The organism is Sphingobacterium litopenaei (assembly GCF_014692495.1).
Lineage (GTDB): Bacteria > Bacteroidota > Bacteroidia > Sphingobacteriales > Sphingobacteriaceae > Sphingobacterium > Sphingobacterium litopenaei.
In genome coordinates, this window is record NZ_JACOIJ010000019.1 from 1 (window position 1) to 15,990 (window position 15,990).

17 protein-coding genes and 4 tRNA genes are annotated in these 15,990 nt (G+C 35.3%); 5 read left to right on the forward strand and 16 right to left on the reverse strand.

All coding sequences use genetic code 11. From position 1 onward, the window contains the following. Positions 1-88: 88 nt before the first annotated feature. The 15 genes from H8B04_RS10560 to H8B04_RS10620 form a co-directional block, all read right to left on the reverse strand. A complete protein-coding gene (locus tag H8B04_RS10560; protein ID WP_223815371.1) occupies positions 89-445 on the reverse strand; it encodes a GNAT family N-acetyltransferase in 357 nt (118 codons plus the stop codon). Further along, entirely contained in the window at positions 423-584 is a 162-nt protein-coding gene (locus H8B04_RS17100; protein ID WP_223815372.1) for a hypothetical protein, read from the reverse strand. The genes H8B04_RS10560 and H8B04_RS17100 overlap by 23 nt, the downstream gene beginning before the upstream one ends. Positions 585-683: 99 nt before the next feature. Beyond that, a complete protein-coding gene (locus H8B04_RS10565; RefSeq protein ID WP_190302314.1) occupies positions 684-1,277 on the reverse strand; it encodes a class I SAM-dependent DNA methyltransferase in 594 nt (197 codons plus the stop codon). Between the two features lie 54 nt (positions 1,278-1,331). Next, complete coding sequence (locus H8B04_RS10570; protein WP_165292346.1) at positions 1,332-2,126, reverse strand: SDR family oxidoreductase; 795 nt, start codon at positions 2,124-2,126, stop codon at positions 1,332-1,334. 54 nt (positions 2,127-2,180) lie between these two features. After that, positions 2,181-2,795 (reverse strand): FMN-binding negative transcriptional regulator, encoded by a 615-nt coding sequence (locus H8B04_RS10575; RefSeq protein ID WP_190302315.1) that lies wholly within the window; start codon positions 2,793-2,795, stop codon positions 2,181-2,183. Positions 2,796-3,220: 425 nt separating this feature from the next. Next, positions 3,221-3,625 (reverse strand): NAD(P)H-dependent oxidoreductase, encoded by a 405-nt coding sequence (locus H8B04_RS17105; protein WP_223815373.1) that lies wholly within the window; start codon positions 3,623-3,625, stop codon positions 3,221-3,223. A gap of 76 nt (positions 3,626-3,701) precedes the next feature. Continuing rightward, positions 3,702-4,241 (reverse strand): Crp/Fnr family transcriptional regulator, encoded by a 540-nt coding sequence (locus H8B04_RS10585; protein ID WP_165292347.1) that lies wholly within the window; start codon positions 4,239-4,241, stop codon positions 3,702-3,704. Between the two features lie 150 nt (positions 4,242-4,391). Then, complete coding sequence (locus tag H8B04_RS10590) at positions 4,392-4,826, reverse strand: hypothetical protein (protein ID WP_165292348.1); 435 nt, start codon at positions 4,824-4,826, stop codon at positions 4,392-4,394. 3 nt (positions 4,827-4,829) lie between these two features. Then, positions 4,830-4,994 carry a thioredoxin domain-containing protein gene (locus H8B04_RS10595; RefSeq protein ID WP_190302316.1) on the reverse strand — a complete coding sequence of 55 codons (165 nt, stop codon included), beginning with the start codon at positions 4,992-4,994 and terminating at the stop codon, positions 4,830-4,832. Positions 4,995-5,015: 21 nt separating this feature from the next. After that, complete coding sequence (locus H8B04_RS17505) at positions 5,016-5,267, reverse strand: redoxin domain-containing protein (RefSeq protein ID WP_223815374.1); 252 nt, start codon at positions 5,265-5,267, stop codon at positions 5,016-5,018. Between the two features lie 29 nt (positions 5,268-5,296). Continuing rightward, positions 5,297-5,422: a hypothetical protein gene (locus H8B04_RS17275; protein WP_262891413.1), complete on the reverse strand. Its 126-nt coding sequence runs from the start codon at positions 5,420-5,422 to the stop codon at positions 5,297-5,299. Positions 5,423-5,522: 100 nt separating this feature from the next. Beyond that, positions 5,523-6,368, reverse strand: coding sequence for a helix-turn-helix domain-containing protein (locus H8B04_RS10605; RefSeq protein WP_190302317.1), 846 nt, complete (start codon positions 6,366-6,368; stop codon positions 5,523-5,525). 394 nt (positions 6,369-6,762) lie between these two features. Next, a complete protein-coding gene (gene kdsB / locus H8B04_RS10610; RefSeq protein ID WP_165292351.1) occupies positions 6,763-7,506 on the reverse strand; it encodes a 3-deoxy-manno-octulosonate cytidylyltransferase in 744 nt (247 codons plus the stop codon). A gap of 94 nt (positions 7,507-7,600) precedes the next feature. After that, the gene (locus H8B04_RS10615; RefSeq protein WP_165292352.1) at positions 7,601-9,790 is read right to left on the reverse strand and encodes a glutamine synthetase III family protein; all 2,190 of its coding nucleotides are present in this window, start codon (positions 9,788-9,790) and stop codon (positions 7,601-7,603) included. Between the two features lie 402 nt (positions 9,791-10,192). Continuing rightward, positions 10,193-13,030, reverse strand: a complete 2,838-nt coding sequence (locus H8B04_RS10620; RefSeq protein WP_190302318.1) for a S9 family peptidase — start codon at positions 13,028-13,030, stop codon at positions 10,193-10,195. Between the two features lie 116 nt (positions 13,031-13,146). On the opposite strand from H8B04_RS10620, the gene H8B04_RS10625 reads away from it, so the two are divergent. The 5 genes from H8B04_RS10625 (at position 13,147) to H8B04_RS10645 (ending at position 14,360) form a co-directional block, all read left to right on the forward strand. After that, positions 13,147-13,878 (forward strand): SIMPL domain-containing protein, encoded by a 732-nt coding sequence (locus H8B04_RS10625; RefSeq protein WP_190302319.1) that lies wholly within the window; start codon positions 13,147-13,149, stop codon positions 13,876-13,878. A gap of 129 nt (positions 13,879-14,007) precedes the next feature. After that, positions 14,008-14,080, forward strand: a tRNA-Thr gene (locus H8B04_RS10630). Positions 14,081-14,100: 20 nt separating this feature from the next. After that, positions 14,101-14,173, forward strand: a tRNA-Thr gene (locus H8B04_RS10635). A 24-nt stretch (positions 14,174-14,197) separates the two neighbouring features. Beyond that, a tRNA-Tyr gene (locus H8B04_RS10640) sits at positions 14,198-14,278 on the forward strand. 9 nt (positions 14,279-14,287) lie between these two features. Next, positions 14,288-14,360, forward strand: a tRNA-Thr gene (locus H8B04_RS10645). A gap of 185 nt (positions 14,361-14,545) precedes the next feature. On the opposite strand, the gene H8B04_RS10650 is transcribed toward H8B04_RS10645, so the two are convergent. Beyond that, positions 14,546-15,742, reverse strand: coding sequence for an MFS transporter (locus tag H8B04_RS10650; protein WP_190302320.1), 1,197 nt, complete (start codon positions 15,740-15,742; stop codon positions 14,546-14,548). Positions 15,743-15,990 lie beyond the last annotated feature (248 nt).

Below are 15,990 nucleotides of genomic sequence, written 5' to 3' on the forward strand. Positions count from 1 at the left end.
ACAATGCAACAACTCCACCTTAAATTTGGTGAGAGAATGAAAGCCTTCGGCGGCTCTAAATAGATATAGGTCCGAAGGGGACCTATATCTATTTAGAGCTCAATGACACAGTTTGCTTTACACTTCCCAACGCCTTCCACAATTGTTTTTCGAAGCAAATGCTATCTTCGATCTCGGCATATTGACCATAGTTAGGAATAATTTCAAAACCATTTCTTTTGTACAAAGCAATAGCCTCAGTCATTTGTTCGCCTGTTTCGAGTATACATTTTAGGTAGCCAAGTTCTTTAGCCCACGTTGTTAAAGCCATTAAAATAGCTTTTGATAAACCTTTACCTCGATGGTTTGGATGTACATACATTCGCTTTATTTCAATAATAGTTGTGTCGTATTCTTTTAGTGCGCCACATCCTACTGGGTCTTCATCGATATAAGCTACCAACATGATTTAATTCATCCGATTTGTTGTATTGCGCGAAGAATACGTTTTTCTCACCATTTTTTATGGCTAAATCCTGATCGAGTTCACATGCTAACTTTTGAAAATCCGCATCTGAAGATGATGTTTTTTTGACTGTGAACATATTGATAAAGTGTTTAAGGCTGATAAAATAATTACAATTCTAAATTTAATTATATTTTTGAAATATTATCATTGATATATCATTGGATATCAAAAGGATTTAAAGAGCTTTTCTAGCCAACACAATCCAATCTCTTTCATCTTTTCCTTCTTTAAAATTTTCCCATGTTTTAATTAATTCCATGCCTGCTTTATGTATCAATTGTAAAACCTTATTCTTTTCAAGGCTACTGTAATAAAAATTTTCTCCAAACATAGGATTGGTGTGTTCAATGTCGATTGTGCCGTGTGTAAACATAAAATAACCATTTGGTTTAAGAAGATCAGCTATTTTGTCGTACACATCCAATTGAGCCTCTTTTGGTAGATGAAAAAGCGAATCCCAAGCAATTATACCATCGAATTTTTTAGGTGTTTCAAAATGTTGAAAATCAATGTTTATGAATTCAGAGTTATCCAGATGAAATTCCAGAGCTTTTTCGATCATCTTTTCGGCAACATCAATTCCTGTAACATAGAATTCTTTTGAGGCTAAAAATGCGGCTATAGGTTTTCCCGTTCCGCATCCTATATCCAATACTTGAGAATGATGAGGTAATTTTTTTGCAAACTCAAGTATAGGTGTATTGATCTCGGCAGTATCTCTAACTTCCTGCCATTGCTCAACTATTTTATTATAGGAATTTTTATTCATTGTACACTTTGGATGGATTCACAAGATGGCTATTTTGTATTTCAGCATTAATTTTTATCCTATTTTCCACATCATTTTGAGCACCCGCTCAAATATCTGTTCTCCGAAAAAGCGTTTAAAAAATACTGATGAGGTTTGTGAAAGTTTACCGACTGTATATCTCACGTTTAATTTCTTCTTGTAAAGTAGTGAAGAAATCAAATCTGCTATTATTTGAGGGTCTGCACCATTATTTTCTTCAGTAGCGTAAATTTTTATAAAGTGTTCATATTGTTTTAGATAAGCAGGATCAATTTGAGAAGTTGTTTTTCTATTGGCTGTTATATTCGTTCTAAAATCTCCAGGATTAATATTGCAAACTTGAATATTAAAAGGGGCTAGTTCCAAACGTAGTGCTTCGGTAAAACCTTCTATGGCATATTTGCTCGCAGAATAATGTGCCTGGAAAGGCATACCTATTTGTCCTGCCAAAGAACAGATATTTATAATTTTACCAATGTTATTTGCTCTGAAGTGGGGTAGGAACTGTTGAGTCACACGAACAAGTCCGAAATAATTGGTGTCTAATTGCTGCTTCGCTTCTTCAATCGTAATATTCTCAATAGGTCCAGCGATCACGTAACCAGCATTGTTTATAAGGACATCTATTTGGGAGAGTCTCTCCAAAATTTGGTCACCAAATTTTTCAACAGAAGCATCATCTGTAACATCGAGTTTTAACAAATGAAAATTTTCAAATGCCCCTTCTTTGTAACGACTTGTTCCTACAACTTGATGGCCAAGATGAGCAAGATGTTTTGCTATGGTTAGTCCTATTCCAGATGATGCGCCTGTGATGACAATATTCATAATTGTTAGCGGTTGATTTACTTAAATTTAATCAAACAATGGTATAATATCGGATTAAATTTTGTTAGCTTTTAAAATATAATCCGCTAAATCTTTTTCAGTTTGCGAATCGCTATTTTCTAACTGATGTACTATTCTACCAATTTCCTCTTGAGATTTATTTTGACTAAGTTTTTGTTGACCTTGCACTTCTGTGACTTCCAGTTCAAATGCAACAATTCCTTTCAACATTCCTTGAATATATTTATCGGAGAGGTTTTTCCATTGTTTATAATATTCCTTTTCGTAAAAATGAATCATGTCTTCTAAAGCTTGCATCTTCTCTTCTGTCTTGTGTAAGATTCTAGCTTTCCCATAGGCATGTACCGCAATATAATCCCAAGTAGGGACACTTTCAGATTTATCGTAATGTGCGGGTGAAATATAGGCGTGTGGCTCAGAAAAGATAACTAAAGAAATGTTGTGTTCTATAATATTTACTTGCTCATTAGCTAATGCAAAATGTCCAGACAAAATAACTTTGTCCTCTTTTTGTTTAATAACGAAGGGCAATTGTGTAACAATAGGAATATTATCTTTTGTAGTGATAATGGTGGCAAAACTATATCTTTTCATAAATGACACAATTTCGTTGTTGTTTGTGAACTTAAATCTAGAAGGAATGTACATGTATTTAGTGAAATTTCAGGTTCTTAATTATGTGAGTATTTCTGTTTTCTAAATTTAAGATTTTTGTATGTTAATGTTGTACTTTAAAGAGTTGAGACTTTTGGTTATTCCGTATTTTAATTAAGCGTATACAAGCAATAAAAGTAGAACGGAAATATATTATACAAGGTTTCTTTATGGTTATATTTAATATTGCTAATAAATGCTACTTCATTATATAAAGCTCGCCACTTAGGACAAAGGATTTATTTGAAAATCTTTGTTCAAGTTCTTCAAGCCATTTTACACGTTTGTTATGACTTACTCTTTTCACGGATGTAAAACTTATCCAGCGTACATTTTTGTACCCCATTGATTTAAAGATGCTTTTAATCATTACTTTGCTAATTAAATTTCCTATGAGAAGGGAATACATTATTTTGGGTTTATTCATTGTAGTGATAACTGTAATTGTTTTTAGATTTTTTAATAACGGAATTAATCCATAAACCTCGTGGATGGTGGTCATATGCAAGAACAGGTGATAATACTCGGTCAACAAAACCTTTAGTTGCAGCAGGCATAATATCCCACCAAATGGGAAAAATGAATACCAGATGTTCGGCTTTTTTTAATCTTGCGTGATAGTCGAGGACTAATGGGTCAACCGCTTTATGTTCCACGAAAGCCTTTAAATCTTCAGATGTCATTCTTGGATTAAAATTGTTCTGGTCAAGATGTATTAGGTCTATTTCTTGACCGGATTTTTGAAGCTCTTTTGTTATGGATTCCAAAATAGCGTTGCAGTAGCTTTCTGGATAAGGGTGATTAAATACGATTACTGTTCTCATGTTTACTGTTTAAATTACAGTACAAAAATCAGAAGCGGTTCATCTATTACACGATAACAATTGTTAATAAATACACTTATTTTCTATTTCTTATGCGACTTAAAGACACAGAAGTCATTCCCAAATAAGAGGCAATGTAATGTTGGGGAACACGTTGTACAATATGAGGATAGGTGGTTATCAGTTCTTCGTAACGTTGTTGTGGAGAATTTTTAAGGTAAGAAAAAAACAATTGTTGAGATTGAAAAAGACGTTTAAATAAATGTTCTTCAAACTGCTTTTTAATTTCGGGCGATTGCTCAATAATGGTTTGAAATTCTTGTTGTGTTATCGTTTGTACAATAGCAGGTTCAATCGTTTCAATACTATACAAACTTGGTTGATTGGTTCTGAAGCTCTCAATAGACGATACGCTATCGTCTTCAAAGAAAAATTGTGTAGTGATTTCTTTGCCATCACTGTTTATCCAAGTACGTATGCAACCTTTCTCTATAAAGAACATTTTCCTTGAAATCTCTCCTTCACGCAAAAGAACTTGTCGAGCTGGAACTTCAATCTGTTTGAAGTAGGGCTTAAATATTTCCCAATTGTTTGTTTTTTGAGATTTCTGTTCCATTTGATGAAGTTTCAAGAATTAGCGATAAAGTTTTGGGGCTACAAGCAAGCAGGGATTTTACCACTGAACTACTTGCGAAAAACTGAATTTCAAATATAGCAATTTTTTGTCCTGCGAAGCACGAAACCTTTTGCTTGCCTGTAGGTTATGTTAACTGTTAGGCCTGCCTTCGGTCTTTTGTGTATTTCGATTTATTAATAAGTAAATGTTTGACAAAGCAACCACTAAAAAGAATAGCGGAATATACGGCGGTTTAATTTTAAGTGGCAATACATCAGCGGGTACGTTTGGATGTAGGTGTACAAAAACGCCTGTGAGCATCATTATGATGATTGTCAAGAAGGAAATAGTTGTCAAAAAAATATACAATTTCTTTGAAATTCTCTGTCCATTGATTAAGCAGAAAAATAGTGCTACACCTACCGCAATTTCTCCCATTATACCCATTGAATAAGATATTTGTCCTAAACCACTATTTACAATCTGAACAGTGTACCAACCTTTGAATGGATTTACAAATTTCAGAATGCCAAACATAAACATAGCTATAGCTAAAAACCAAGTTGTAATTTTTGTGTATTTCATATTTTAATTGTTTAGAATTTCTGTAATTGGCAAATGGTCTTCTATATTTGTTCCGTAATGCACGGCTTTTATTTTTCCATTTTCATCTATAATAAAATCGGCAGGCAATCTTGTTAAACTCCCATCTCGTTTGATTTTTCTTTGGAATAATTTATTCCCTTTTTTCATTGCTTCCTTTGGTTGTTTTTTTTAAGCAGATCTAAGTATTTTCCAAAAAGGTTTTTCGACTGCATACTTTTTATAAAGGGCAAATTTAGGATCGCCTATTACTAGAAATAGTATTGGAGTTTCAATGAGATAATCTTTTAAAACTTTGTTGTCCGATTCAAAAACAGCAATTATGTTGTATCCCTTGGATTGAATTTTATCATAATTTTCGATAAGCTCGTGAACCCTATAATTGCACACAGGACAACCTGCATACCTGAAATAAGCAATCAATACTTTTTTTCCTTTATAGTTGCTTAGATTTATGTATTCTCCATTTGTGTATCAATGGCTTCAAAATCGGCTGCTTTATCTGCAATATTTAGTCGCTGACCGTACGCCATATTATGGAATAATAACTGGGAAATGGCAAAGGCTAGGCATCTCATTGTGTACATATTTTGTCTTTTTAATCAAGGCAAAATTGCGGCTATTCGAGAAAGATGAATTGGTTAAAAAGTCCAAAAAATAGAAAAGAAGTTCCTTTGGTTATTTTAAAACTTGACACTTTCGGAAATTGGAAGGTGTTGAATTGTATCTCCATTTAAATAATTTGGTAAAATGAGAGGTATCGCTAAATCCGACTGCATAGCATATTTCCCTAACAGAAAAATCAGTCGATGCTAATAATTCATTTGCCTTTAAAAGTTTTTGGTTTTTCAGATAATTGGCAGGAGTGTCGTTAAAATAGCTTTCAAAATCTCTTTTAAAAGTAGATAAACTTCGGCCAGAAAGAATGGCCAATTCGGGTATCGTGATGTTTGAAAATAAATGGGCTTGAATGATTTCCTTAAAGTTTGCCTGTCGGGGTGTGAATAGGTGAGAAAACAAACTGATAATGTTGTCCGCATTGTTTGTTTGAAGTAGTAAAAGTAGGAGTTCTTTGATTTTAAGTTTCAATAATTCATCGTTCACCAAAACTGGATTTTGAAAGTAAAATTCCAGACTTGTAATAAAGTGATCGATTATGTTTTGTTTTTCAATTTTTTGAACGAAAGGATTGTTTCCATTAGATTTAATAAAACTTGGCACTTCGTCTTTGTATAACTCTTGTAGAATGTCCTTATGAAGATGTATTACGAAAATTTCACAATTTTTATGTTTAGATTTTTGCATAAGGTCTGCAAAATAGTTGCCACATTTCAGCAGCACACTTTCTGAAACATTTAAGTTTAAGTTTTCAATCGGCGAATTTAGTGTGCTTTCACCATCTTTAATATATAAAAAGCAGGCTTCATTTTGAAAAACCGCACCATATCGAAAAGGTGTTTTGATGTGTAATTTTTCAATGACACATTTGTTTTTTAAGTTAAAGTGTTTTCTGTCTATTATCATCAGTTAGATTCAAGTTTGGGTGGCGTAATAGGTTTACAGCTTACGTTTTTAGCTTGGCGAAGTGACGAATTAGAAAGTCGAAACATTCAATTTTGCACTAACCTAAGCAACAGCTTTTTATTATTTTTTAAATTTAAAAGAAAATATAAAAGGCATTTGCAAAATCGAGGATAGAGGTAGTTATCAGTTATATGATAATCACTGAAATTTACCTTTTTCATTCGGAATAATTGCCGACTAATTATTAAATATACGCAATTGACTCTAAAATTAAACTTATACCCTTATACGGTAAATTTTGGAATATTGTCTGTTAATTGGTTTTTTAAAGCGCATTTTGTATTGTAAATATCCTAATCATAGAAAATAATATTCAAAATGCGCAATAGTATTCTTATTTATTAAAGTACTTGTTTAGTACATGTTTAAGGTCATCGGGAGTATCGATTGCATCATTGGAGTGCGAAGATATAGCTGTTTGAATTTTATAGCCATTATCTATCCAGCGTAACTGCTCTAGTGCCTCCATTGTTTCTAAGTCGGATAGAGGAAGAGCGGTCAATTGTTGTAAGATATCGATTCGATACCCATAAATGCCGATATGATTGTAATACGGTCTGTGGGCTAACCATTCGTTCTGTTTTACACCGCGCAAAAATGGAACAGCTTGTCTCGAAAAGTAAACGGCTTCACCTTTTCTGTTTAATACCACTTTTGGCTTGTTCTCATTGAAAAGTTCATCCTCTGATTCTACACGGCGTATTAGAGTAGCAATTTCGGTGTCTGCTTTACCAAAGCAAGAAGCTAGAAGGTCAATCTGTTGTGGATCGATAAAAGGTTCATCTCCTTGAATATTAATAGCTACATCAAAACCAACTAGACTAGCTGCTACCTCCGCACAACGATCAGTACCCGATTGGTGATCTTTGTTGGTCATCATCACATTGCCTGCAAAACTCTTTACATGATCATATATACGTTGGTCATCTGTGGCTACAATCACTTCCGATAGGGAAGTAGCATGTTTAGCCTGTTGATACACGCGTTGTATCATGCTTTGTCCAGCAATATCTATAAGAGGTTTTCCAGGAAATCGACTCGAATCGTATCGAGCAGGAATAATACCGATAATTTTCATATCGGAAATTTAGGGATTAATATTGAAAACAAAAAAAGTAGCCTGCATTTTTGCGGGCTACTTCGATTTGAATTATATTAAGGTTGATTAGCTACTAGTGAATGAATAATAACTCACGTAATTTTGGTAAAGGCCATTTCGCATCGTCAATGATTTTTTCCAATTTGTTGACGTGGTAACGGATTTCATCAAAATAAGGTTTTACTACTTCATCATAAGCGATAGATTTCTCACGAACATCTTCGATGTTGTTAGCTTTTTTACGCTCTTGACGCATAGCTTCAGCTTTCTCTAGGATAATGTTTGTATGTTTAGAGATACGCTCTACTAAGTTCAATTGAGAAGAGTAAGCTTCTTTGCTCAAACCTAAATCTTGAAGACCTTTAACGTTTTGGATCAACTCATTTTGGTAAGTGAATGCAGCCGGAGCGATTTGGCTGTTTACTACTTCACCGATCACACGCGCTTCGATTTGAAGTTTTTTGTAGAAGTTTTCTAACAAGATCTCGTGACGAGCTTCTGATTCGCGTTTAGAGTAGATGCCTAATCTTTCGAATAACTCTAAAGACTCTTCTTTTACATATACGTCTAATGCTCTAGGTGTAGATTTGATGTTAGACAAGCCTCTAGCTTCAGCTTCAGCAGCCCACTCATCGCTATAACCATTACCTTCGAAACGGATAGCTTTAGAATCTTTGATGTATTTGCGAACTACGTTCAAGATAGCAAGATCTTTTTTCGTTCCTTTTTTGATTTGTTTGTCAACTTCAGCTTTGAATTCGATCAATTGAGCCGCTACGATAGCGTTCAAAATAGTCATTGGCAATGCTGAGTTAGCTGAAGAACCTACTGCACGGAATTCGAATTTGTTACCAGTGAATGCGAAAGGTGAAGTACGGTTACGGTCAGTAGTATCCAATCTCAATTCAGGGATTTTAGGGATACCATGCCACAAGTTAGTTTCCGCTTTTACTTTCTTCGCTACGCGTGCTGATTCCACTTCTTCTAAGATTTCGTCTAATTGAGAACCTAAGAAGATAGAGATGATAGCAGGAGGAGCTTCGTTAGCACCTAGACGGTGGTCATTTGAGTGGCTCGCGATAGAAGCACGTAATAAGTCTGCATACTCATAAACAGCTTTGATTGTGTTTACGAAGAATGTCAAGAACATCAAGTTGTTTTTAGGAGTTTTTCCTGGAGACAACAAGTTTACGCCTGTATTTGTGATTAATGACCAGTTGTTGTGTTTACCTGAACCATTAACACCTGAGTAAGGTTTTTCGTGTAATAACACTTTGAAGTTGTGACGGATAGCCACTTGCTCCATTAAGTTCATCAACAATTGGTTATGATCGATAGCCAAGTTGATTTCTTCGTACATAGGTGCACACTCAAATTGAGAAGGAGCAACCTCGTTGTGACGAGTTTTCAATGGAATACCTAATTTCAAAGCTTCGTTTTCTAAATCTACCATGAATGCTAATACGCGCTCAGGGATAGCTCCGAAATAGTGGTCTTCTAATTGTTGACCTTTAGCAGACATGTGACCGAATAACGTACGACCAGTCAATTGTAAGTCTGGACGTGCGTGGTACAATGCTAAGTCTACTAAGAAATATTCTTGTTCAATACCTAAAGAGGCATTTACTTTAGTTACTTGTTTGTCAAAATATTGCGCTACGTCAGTTGCTGCTTTATCTACTGCCGCTACAGCTTTCAATAAAGGCGCTTTGTAGTCTAATGATTCACCAGTATAAGAAACGAATACTGTAGGGATACATAATGTTTTACCTGCAGGAGTTTCGTAGATGAATGCTGGAGAAGTAGGATCCCAAGCTGTATAACCACGCGCTTCGAATGTGTTACGGATACCACCGTTAGGGAATGAAGAAGCATCCGGTTCTTGTTGTACTAATGCATCACCAGTGAATTTCTCGATAGCATTTCCATTGTCATCAGGTTCGAAGAAAGCATCGTGTTTCTCAGCAGTGCTACCAGTCAATGGCTGGAACCAGTGTGTATAGTGAGAAGCGCCATTTTCGATAGCCCAAGTTTTCATAGCTTGTGAGATCACATCAGCTAATTCACGTGAGATAGGAGAACCTTCTTCGATAGCTTTGCTTAATTCTTTGAAAGTAGTTTTTGGCAAGTAAGCTTGCATTTTAGCTGCAGTGAAAACATTCTTTCCATAAATGTTAATTGCTCTTTTAGTGCTTACTTTTTCTTCTGGTAACGCTGTTCTAGAGGCAGCAGCGTTTACGGTTTCGAATCTGAAGTTTGACATCTTATGTTTGTTTGGTTGTATTTTTATTATCTATTTCGATTAATGATGACCAAAAATACACTTTGGTTTTAGATTTTTATAATTTTTTTTGAAAAATTTTGAAAAAAATCATCAAAAAGTATGTTTTTGTAGATTTTTGTATTAAAAAATCATGATTTTTTGAGTAAAATTTGATTTTTGAATGCTAAATTTTGTGAAATATTGATTTTTGAGTGCTCACTTACTAAAAATGGTAATTAAAAAATTTATTATGTAAACATATTAATATTGGTGGATTGTGTAGGAGAAAATGTTGATTTCTAATTTCAAGGATAAAGTCTGAGGTAAGATAGGGTAGGTTTAGGGTAAAAAATAAAAAGGTTCAGAATAATCTGAACCTTTTTAAGCTGTAAAAAGTGATTTTTATTCCGTCACTTCGAGACCCCATTCTATTCCTTTATCAATGGCTTTAACACCATTTTTGATCCAGTCAGCTGCTGGTTTTCCCTTCAAGAAGTGATCAAAGAATTGAGCCTGACGTATTTGAATGTCTTTACGATTTTGACGTTGCATCAAATTATGCTCATCGCCATTATAGTTTAATAACCAAACAGGTTTTTGTAAACGACGTAATGCCGTAAACATTTCAATACCTTGATACCATGGCACAGCACCGTCATTGTCGTTGTGCATAATGGCAACTGGGGTTTTCACTCTATCCAAGAAGAATAATGGTGAATTCTCAATATATAAATCTCGGTTTTCCCACAATGTAGCGCCTAAGCGGCTTTGTGTTTTTTCGTATTGGAATTGTCTAGACATACCGGATTGCCAACGAATACCGCCATAAGCAGAAGTCATATTCACTACAGGGGCACCTGTCCATGCTGCAGCATACATATCTGTACGGGTAATGAGATGTGCTACTTGATAACCGCCCCAGCTTTGTCCTTGAATCGCCATTTTAGATTCATCTACCCAAGGATTCTGCGCTAAGAATTTCATGCCTGAGTTTACGTATTCTTCCGCATCTTTACCTGGCTGCCCCGTTTTATAGCGTATATCTGGAGAAAATACCAAATATCCATTACTTACAAAATAAGAAATCATTAAACGTGAAGGTGTAGGAGCAGGCTCGTGGTAGCTGTACAATCCTTCAGTATGTGTTTCGTAAAAATAAGCGATGATTGGATACTTCTTATTTGAATCGAAGTTTTCTGGTTTATACAAGATACCTTCCGCAGCATATCCATTTGGTGTAGTCCATTGGACCAATTCTGCTGTCCCCCAATTGTAGTTTTTCTGTTGTGGATTGATATCTGTAAGCTTGGTGAGGTTTACAAAGTCTTTTGTCAAATATAAATCTGGATATTCTGCATAATTTTCTTTAGATAGAGCATAAACTGTTTGGTCCTCGTTAGAAATTAATCTTTTGTAGACGTTTTTAGATTGAATAACTTCTTTTAACCCATTTTTCTTTGTTAAATCCAATTTAAAGAATCCATTTTCTTTTGATTTTTCATTGAAAGAAGTTAGCAATAGTTGTTTCTTAGGATTAATTACATTAGAAGGTTTGCGCGGATCATTATTTCTAAATATTTGAGCGCGTAAAACCACTTTATGTTGACGACCATAATTATTCGTAATATTTGTTTTTGTCTTACCATCAAAACTCAAATACCAAATGTCGTATCGGTCATTGATATAAATACCTTTGCCATCTTCAGACCAACCTGCATAGCCATAGGAACCTGCATATGCGGGCATATCGTTCGTTTCGTCGGCAAATGAAACGGTTAAACCTCCGGATAGGCTTGTTTCTTGCTGTGTAGCGATGTCGTATACAGACCAAGTGGATTTTTCCATATCATAGAAAACCACATGAGTAGCATTGGGTGACAAATAAGACTGACCTACATGGTTTTCTTTAATTACGCGTTTGCTTCCATTATTTGTGGAAACCAAAATAATATCTTGCGGCGTAGACATAGACCATTGCGTAGCAATTTTATTTTCTTTTGAAGTTCGAGAGGTAATCGCCCATTCTTCAGTGCCGTTGCTAGTGAAGAAGACTCTGCTGAAATTGTCATCTACTAACGGAATCAGTTTTTGAGTTTCTAAATTATAAATCGCGTCAAAGTTTTTGGTACGTTCACGCCCCACATTGACTAATTGTTGCGTCATGAGATAGTCGTCTTGCCAGTGCCAAATGTCTACTTTAGCGTGTTCAAAGTCTACTAATGTTGTGTCTTTAACTTTTGGAATAGGAGCGAGTCCTAACAAAAGCTTTTTGCCGTCAGCACTAAAAGACAGATTTCCGTCTCCTGATACATACCAATTTGCTGGAATTCCTGCACTTTGTTTGTCTATTAGAACGGTGGCGGTATCAGTCTGACCATTGTAATTGTAAACTTTAAAGTCTTTAATCAACGCTTTTTCATTAGACTTATCAGCTAAGAAAACCAAACGTTGGGAAAGGTCGTCGAAACTAATATTTTTGTAATTGCCTTTTCCATTGCTGATTTTCTTTTGCGATTTTTTCGCTAAATCATATAAGTATAATCCTGCTACGCCTGTAGTATCTTTATCCGCTCCCTTTTTAGAGAAGACTAAATATTTTTCATTATCATCGAAATAATAGCTATCCGCTTTCCAGATTTGCACCGTGTCTTTGGATTCCAGATTGTACAACACCAATACGGTTTCTTTTTTTGCGGGAGCTTTTTTCGCTGGGCTTTTCGTCGCTGAAGAATCTGTTTTTACTTGTTTTGAAACCGTATCTTGTTTAGATGGAACTTCTAATTCTTGCTGATAGGCGATGTAAGATTTGGTCAGCCGAGGAGATTTCCAGTTTTTTATAGCACCTAAGTTTAAGGATTCTTTCGTCAGTATATTAAATATTGCTAGCGAATCCTTCGGCATTTCATCCTGTTTTTTCTTTTTAATCTTGGCTTCGCGCGTTTCCTTATAATATGGTTTAATACTACTTATAAAGAACTTTTCATCTTCCGTGATTTTGGGAGAAGTACCTCTTTCCAAACGAAACAATAAGTTATTTTTTGTATCTTTTAGTTCGGTTACGGCGTCTCCTTCTTGAGGTGAAATAGTATAGTAAATGAATTTCCCTGATTTCGAAAAATTTTGTGCAGAAATATTTTTCCAAGAATCAAATACGGAATGATCAATAGGCGGCTTTTGTTGTGCAAATCCATATAAAGTTGTACTAACTAAAAGGGCACAAGTCAGTGTTGTTGTTTTCATTTGGGCTATTAAAGTTTGTAACAATAAAAATATGGATTATATACTTAGGATTTTGCAACAATTTTGGCACGTTAATTATATTTAATACGTTATATACTTAAAATGTTAAAATAATTATGAAATCTACAACCGTAATCGTCAGTATTATTGCTGCTATAGCGATAATTGGTGCAGCTTGTGTATTGGGAAGTGCCTATAAATACAAATACAAAGTCAATAATACGATCAATGTAACGGGAAATGCGAAGAAAGATTTTGAATCGGACATTGTTAAATGGTCGGCTTCATATAGTCGCAAATCCATGAATTTGAGCGAAGCTTCAGAACAGTTGAAACAGGATCGTGATTTGGTCAAAAACTTTTTGATTCAAAAAGGTATCAAAGAAAATGAAATTGTGTTTGATGCGGTGAGTATCATCCGTGATTTTAGTTATCACACCGACGAAAGAGGAAACAGCTACAATACATTCACGGGCTATAGCCTCAATCAAACTGTAAGTGTAGAATCTCGTGACTTGGATAAAGTGGATAATGCTTCACGTGAGATATCGGCTTTAATTTCTCAAGGTGTGGAATTGGCTTCTAATGCGCCGAACTATTATTATTCGAAATTGGAAGATTTGAAATTAGCATTAATAGCTGAAGCTTCCCAAAATGCAAAAGTTCGTGCAGAAAATATTGCCAAAGAATCAGGGAGTAGTTTAGGTTCTTTGTTGAAAGCAGATTTGGGCGTATTCCAAATTACAGGACAAAACAACAATGAAGACTTTTCTTACGGTGGTGTATTCAATACTACTTCACGTGCTAAAACAGCAAATATCACCGTTAAAGTGAGCTATGGTCAATAAAAATTAAATCTTTTATTAAAAAATTCATTTGATATTCAGTTTATTACTGTTTGAGTGCGGTTTTTACGGTGGAAATATTTGGAATATTGGAATCATCTTTAGATATTTGCACACGTTCTGAAACAGTAAGCCTCTTTAGCTCAGCTGGTAGAGCAACTGACTTGTAATCAGTAGGTCATTGGTTCGATTCCGATAAGAGGCTCAGAATAAAATACTAAGGTCGCCTCCTTAGCTCAGCTGGTAGAGCAACTGACTTGTAATCAGTAGGTCATTGGTTCGATTCCGATAGGAGGCTCTAAATGTGAGAAATCACAGGTCTGGAGGGGTTCCAGAGCGGTCAAATGGGACGGACTGTAAATCCGTTGCTTCGGCTTCGAAGGTTCGAATCCTTCTCCCTCCACTCCAAAAGGCCTCTTTAGCTCAGCTGGTAGAGCAACTGACTTGTAATCAGTAGGTCATTGGTTCGATCCCGATAAGAGGCTCTAATAAAGCTCAAATTCATTGAAGTTGAGCTTTTTGTTTTCTACTAACGTTGTAAGAATCTCGGGATCATACTAAGGTTTTGAGCGAAGATAATTAAGTATACAATTTTTTCCACTCTTCACCTCTAAAAAATAAAAAAGTCCAACTACTGTTGAACTTTTCTATAATAATTTGAAACTTATTATTACGCCTTTTGAAGAATTTCGGTGTTAACTTCAGTAGAAGACTCTTTAGATTCTACTTTGATGTAAAATATATACGTCAATATGGCACCTATACTTGCCATTACCACGCCTACAAGGGAAGGGTAGTTGTATGTAAAACCGTAAATAATTGGGATTGCTCCTAAATACGCACCTATGGAATTTCCGATATTAAATGCGGCTTGACCAGCGGATGCGGCAAAAGTTTCTGCGCCCTTAGCATTATTAATAAGCATCATCTGTAGCGAAGGGGCAATACTAAAAGCGATCATACCTGTGATAAATGCCATGGGATAAGCTAATACGGTGATGTGCGCAATGAAGAATAATACTAATAAACAAGTTGCCATTGCTAAGAAACAAGAAATGGCAGCTTTGGTCGGCGAAAGGGTGTCCGCTACTTTTCCGCCTAAAAGATTACCCACACACATACCTGCACCAATCAATATCATAATAATAGAAACGCTGTCTTCGGATAAACCCGAAACCGTAGTTACTAATTTGGAGATATAGCTAATCCAAGCGAATAAACCCCCCGTACCAATAGAGATTATCGCTATCATCAACCAGGCATCCCAACGTTTGAAATAACCTATTTGCTTCACTATATTGTTGCTTTTATCTGCAGGAAAAACAGGCATCCATAAGTAAATCGTTAAGAAGGTTAATAAACCCAATAAGCTAATAACGCCATAGGTAATTCTCCAATCAAAATGATGACCAATATAGGTACCTAAAGGTACACCTGCCAAATTTGCGATGGTCATACCTGTAAACATCAAGGATATGGCCTGTGCTTCTTTACCAGGCTTTGCTAATTTGGAAGCGACCACCGAACCAATTCCGAAGAATGCGCCGTGAGGAAGTCCCGAGATAAAACGCGATGTAAATAAGCTCCAAGGATTCGGAGCAAAAGTAAATACAGCGTTAAAAACGAAGAAAAGTAACATCAAAAACAGAAGTACTTTTTTCGCAGGATATTTGGATGTGGCTGCTACTAGTATGGGGGCACCTACAACAACGCCTAAGGCGTATAGTCCTATTAAATTACTTGCTGTAGGGATATCAATATTCACATCTTTAGCGATATCTGGTAGAATTCCCATCATCGTAAATTCAGTCATTCCAATTGCTAATCCTCCGAACGCTAGTGAGATCAGACCTTTTTTATTCGACATATAAACTATTTTAGACCTTGCAAAGGTAGCTAAATAAACTGAAAATACTGTGCCAGAATGCTTTACTTATTGTAAAAAGTACACTACTTGTTTTTATCGATTTATACTAATTCAAGAATGTTTATCTATAAGATTCCATGGCTATGTTCAAATTGATATATACTTTAACCATTCCTGATTTTAAACTGCAATTTACCCCAACAATTAAAAATAATTTTGAATTGTAAATAGAATTACTATTTTTGTTA

Bases quoted from the DNA above. Each gene is read 5' to 3' on its own strand.
- H8B04_RS10560 (WP_223815371.1), bottom strand. From the start codon at position 445: ATGTTGGTAGCTTATATCGATGAAGACCCAGTAGGATGTGGCGCACTA.
- H8B04_RS17100 (WP_223815372.1), bottom strand. From the start codon at position 584: ATGTTCACAGTCAAAAAAACATCATCTTCAGATGCGGATTTTCAAAAG.
- H8B04_RS10565 (WP_190302314.1), bottom strand. From the start codon at position 1,277: ATGAATAAAAATTCCTATAATAAAATAGTTGAGCAATGGCAGGAAGTT.
- H8B04_RS10570 (WP_165292346.1), bottom strand. From the start codon at position 2,126: ATGAATATTGTCATCACAGGCGCATCATCTGGAATAGGACTAACCATA.
- H8B04_RS10575 (WP_190302315.1), bottom strand. From the start codon at position 2,795: ATGTACATTCCTTCTAGATTTAAGTTCACAAACAACAACGAAATTGTG.
- H8B04_RS17105 (WP_223815373.1), bottom strand. From the start codon at position 3,625: ATGAGAACAGTAATCGTATTTAATCACCCTTATCCAGAAAGCTACTGC.
- H8B04_RS10585 (WP_165292347.1), bottom strand. From the start codon at position 4,241: ATGGAACAGAAATCTCAAAAAACAAACAATTGGGAAATATTTAAGCCC.
- H8B04_RS10590 (WP_165292348.1), bottom strand. From the start codon at position 4,826: ATGAAATACACAAAAATTACAACTTGGTTTTTAGCTATAGCTATGTTT.
- H8B04_RS10595 (WP_190302316.1), bottom strand. From the start codon at position 4,994: ATGAAAAAAGGGAATAAATTATTCCAAAGAAAAATCAAACGAGATGGG.
- H8B04_RS17275 (WP_262891413.1), bottom strand. From the start codon at position 5,422: ATGAGATGCCTAGCCTTTGCCATTTCCCAGTTATTATTCCATAATATG.
- H8B04_RS10605 (WP_190302317.1), bottom strand. From the start codon at position 6,368: ATGATAATAGACAGAAAACACTTTAACTTAAAAAACAAATGTGTCATT.
- kdsB (WP_165292351.1), bottom strand. From the start codon at position 7,506: ATGAAAATTATCGGTATTATTCCTGCTCGATACGATTCGAGTCGATTT.
- H8B04_RS10615 (WP_165292352.1), bottom strand. From the start codon at position 9,790: ATGTCAAACTTCAGATTCGAAACCGTAAACGCTGCTGCCTCTAGAACA.
- H8B04_RS10620 (WP_190302318.1), bottom strand. From the start codon at position 13,030: ATGAAAACAACAACACTGACTTGTGCCCTTTTAGTTAGTACAACTTTA.
- H8B04_RS10625 (WP_190302319.1), top strand. From the start codon at position 13,147: ATGAAATCTACAACCGTAATCGTCAGTATTATTGCTGCTATAGCGATA.
- H8B04_RS10650 (WP_190302320.1), bottom strand. From the start codon at position 15,742: ATGTCGAATAAAAAAGGTCTGATCTCACTAGCGTTCGGAGGATTAGCA.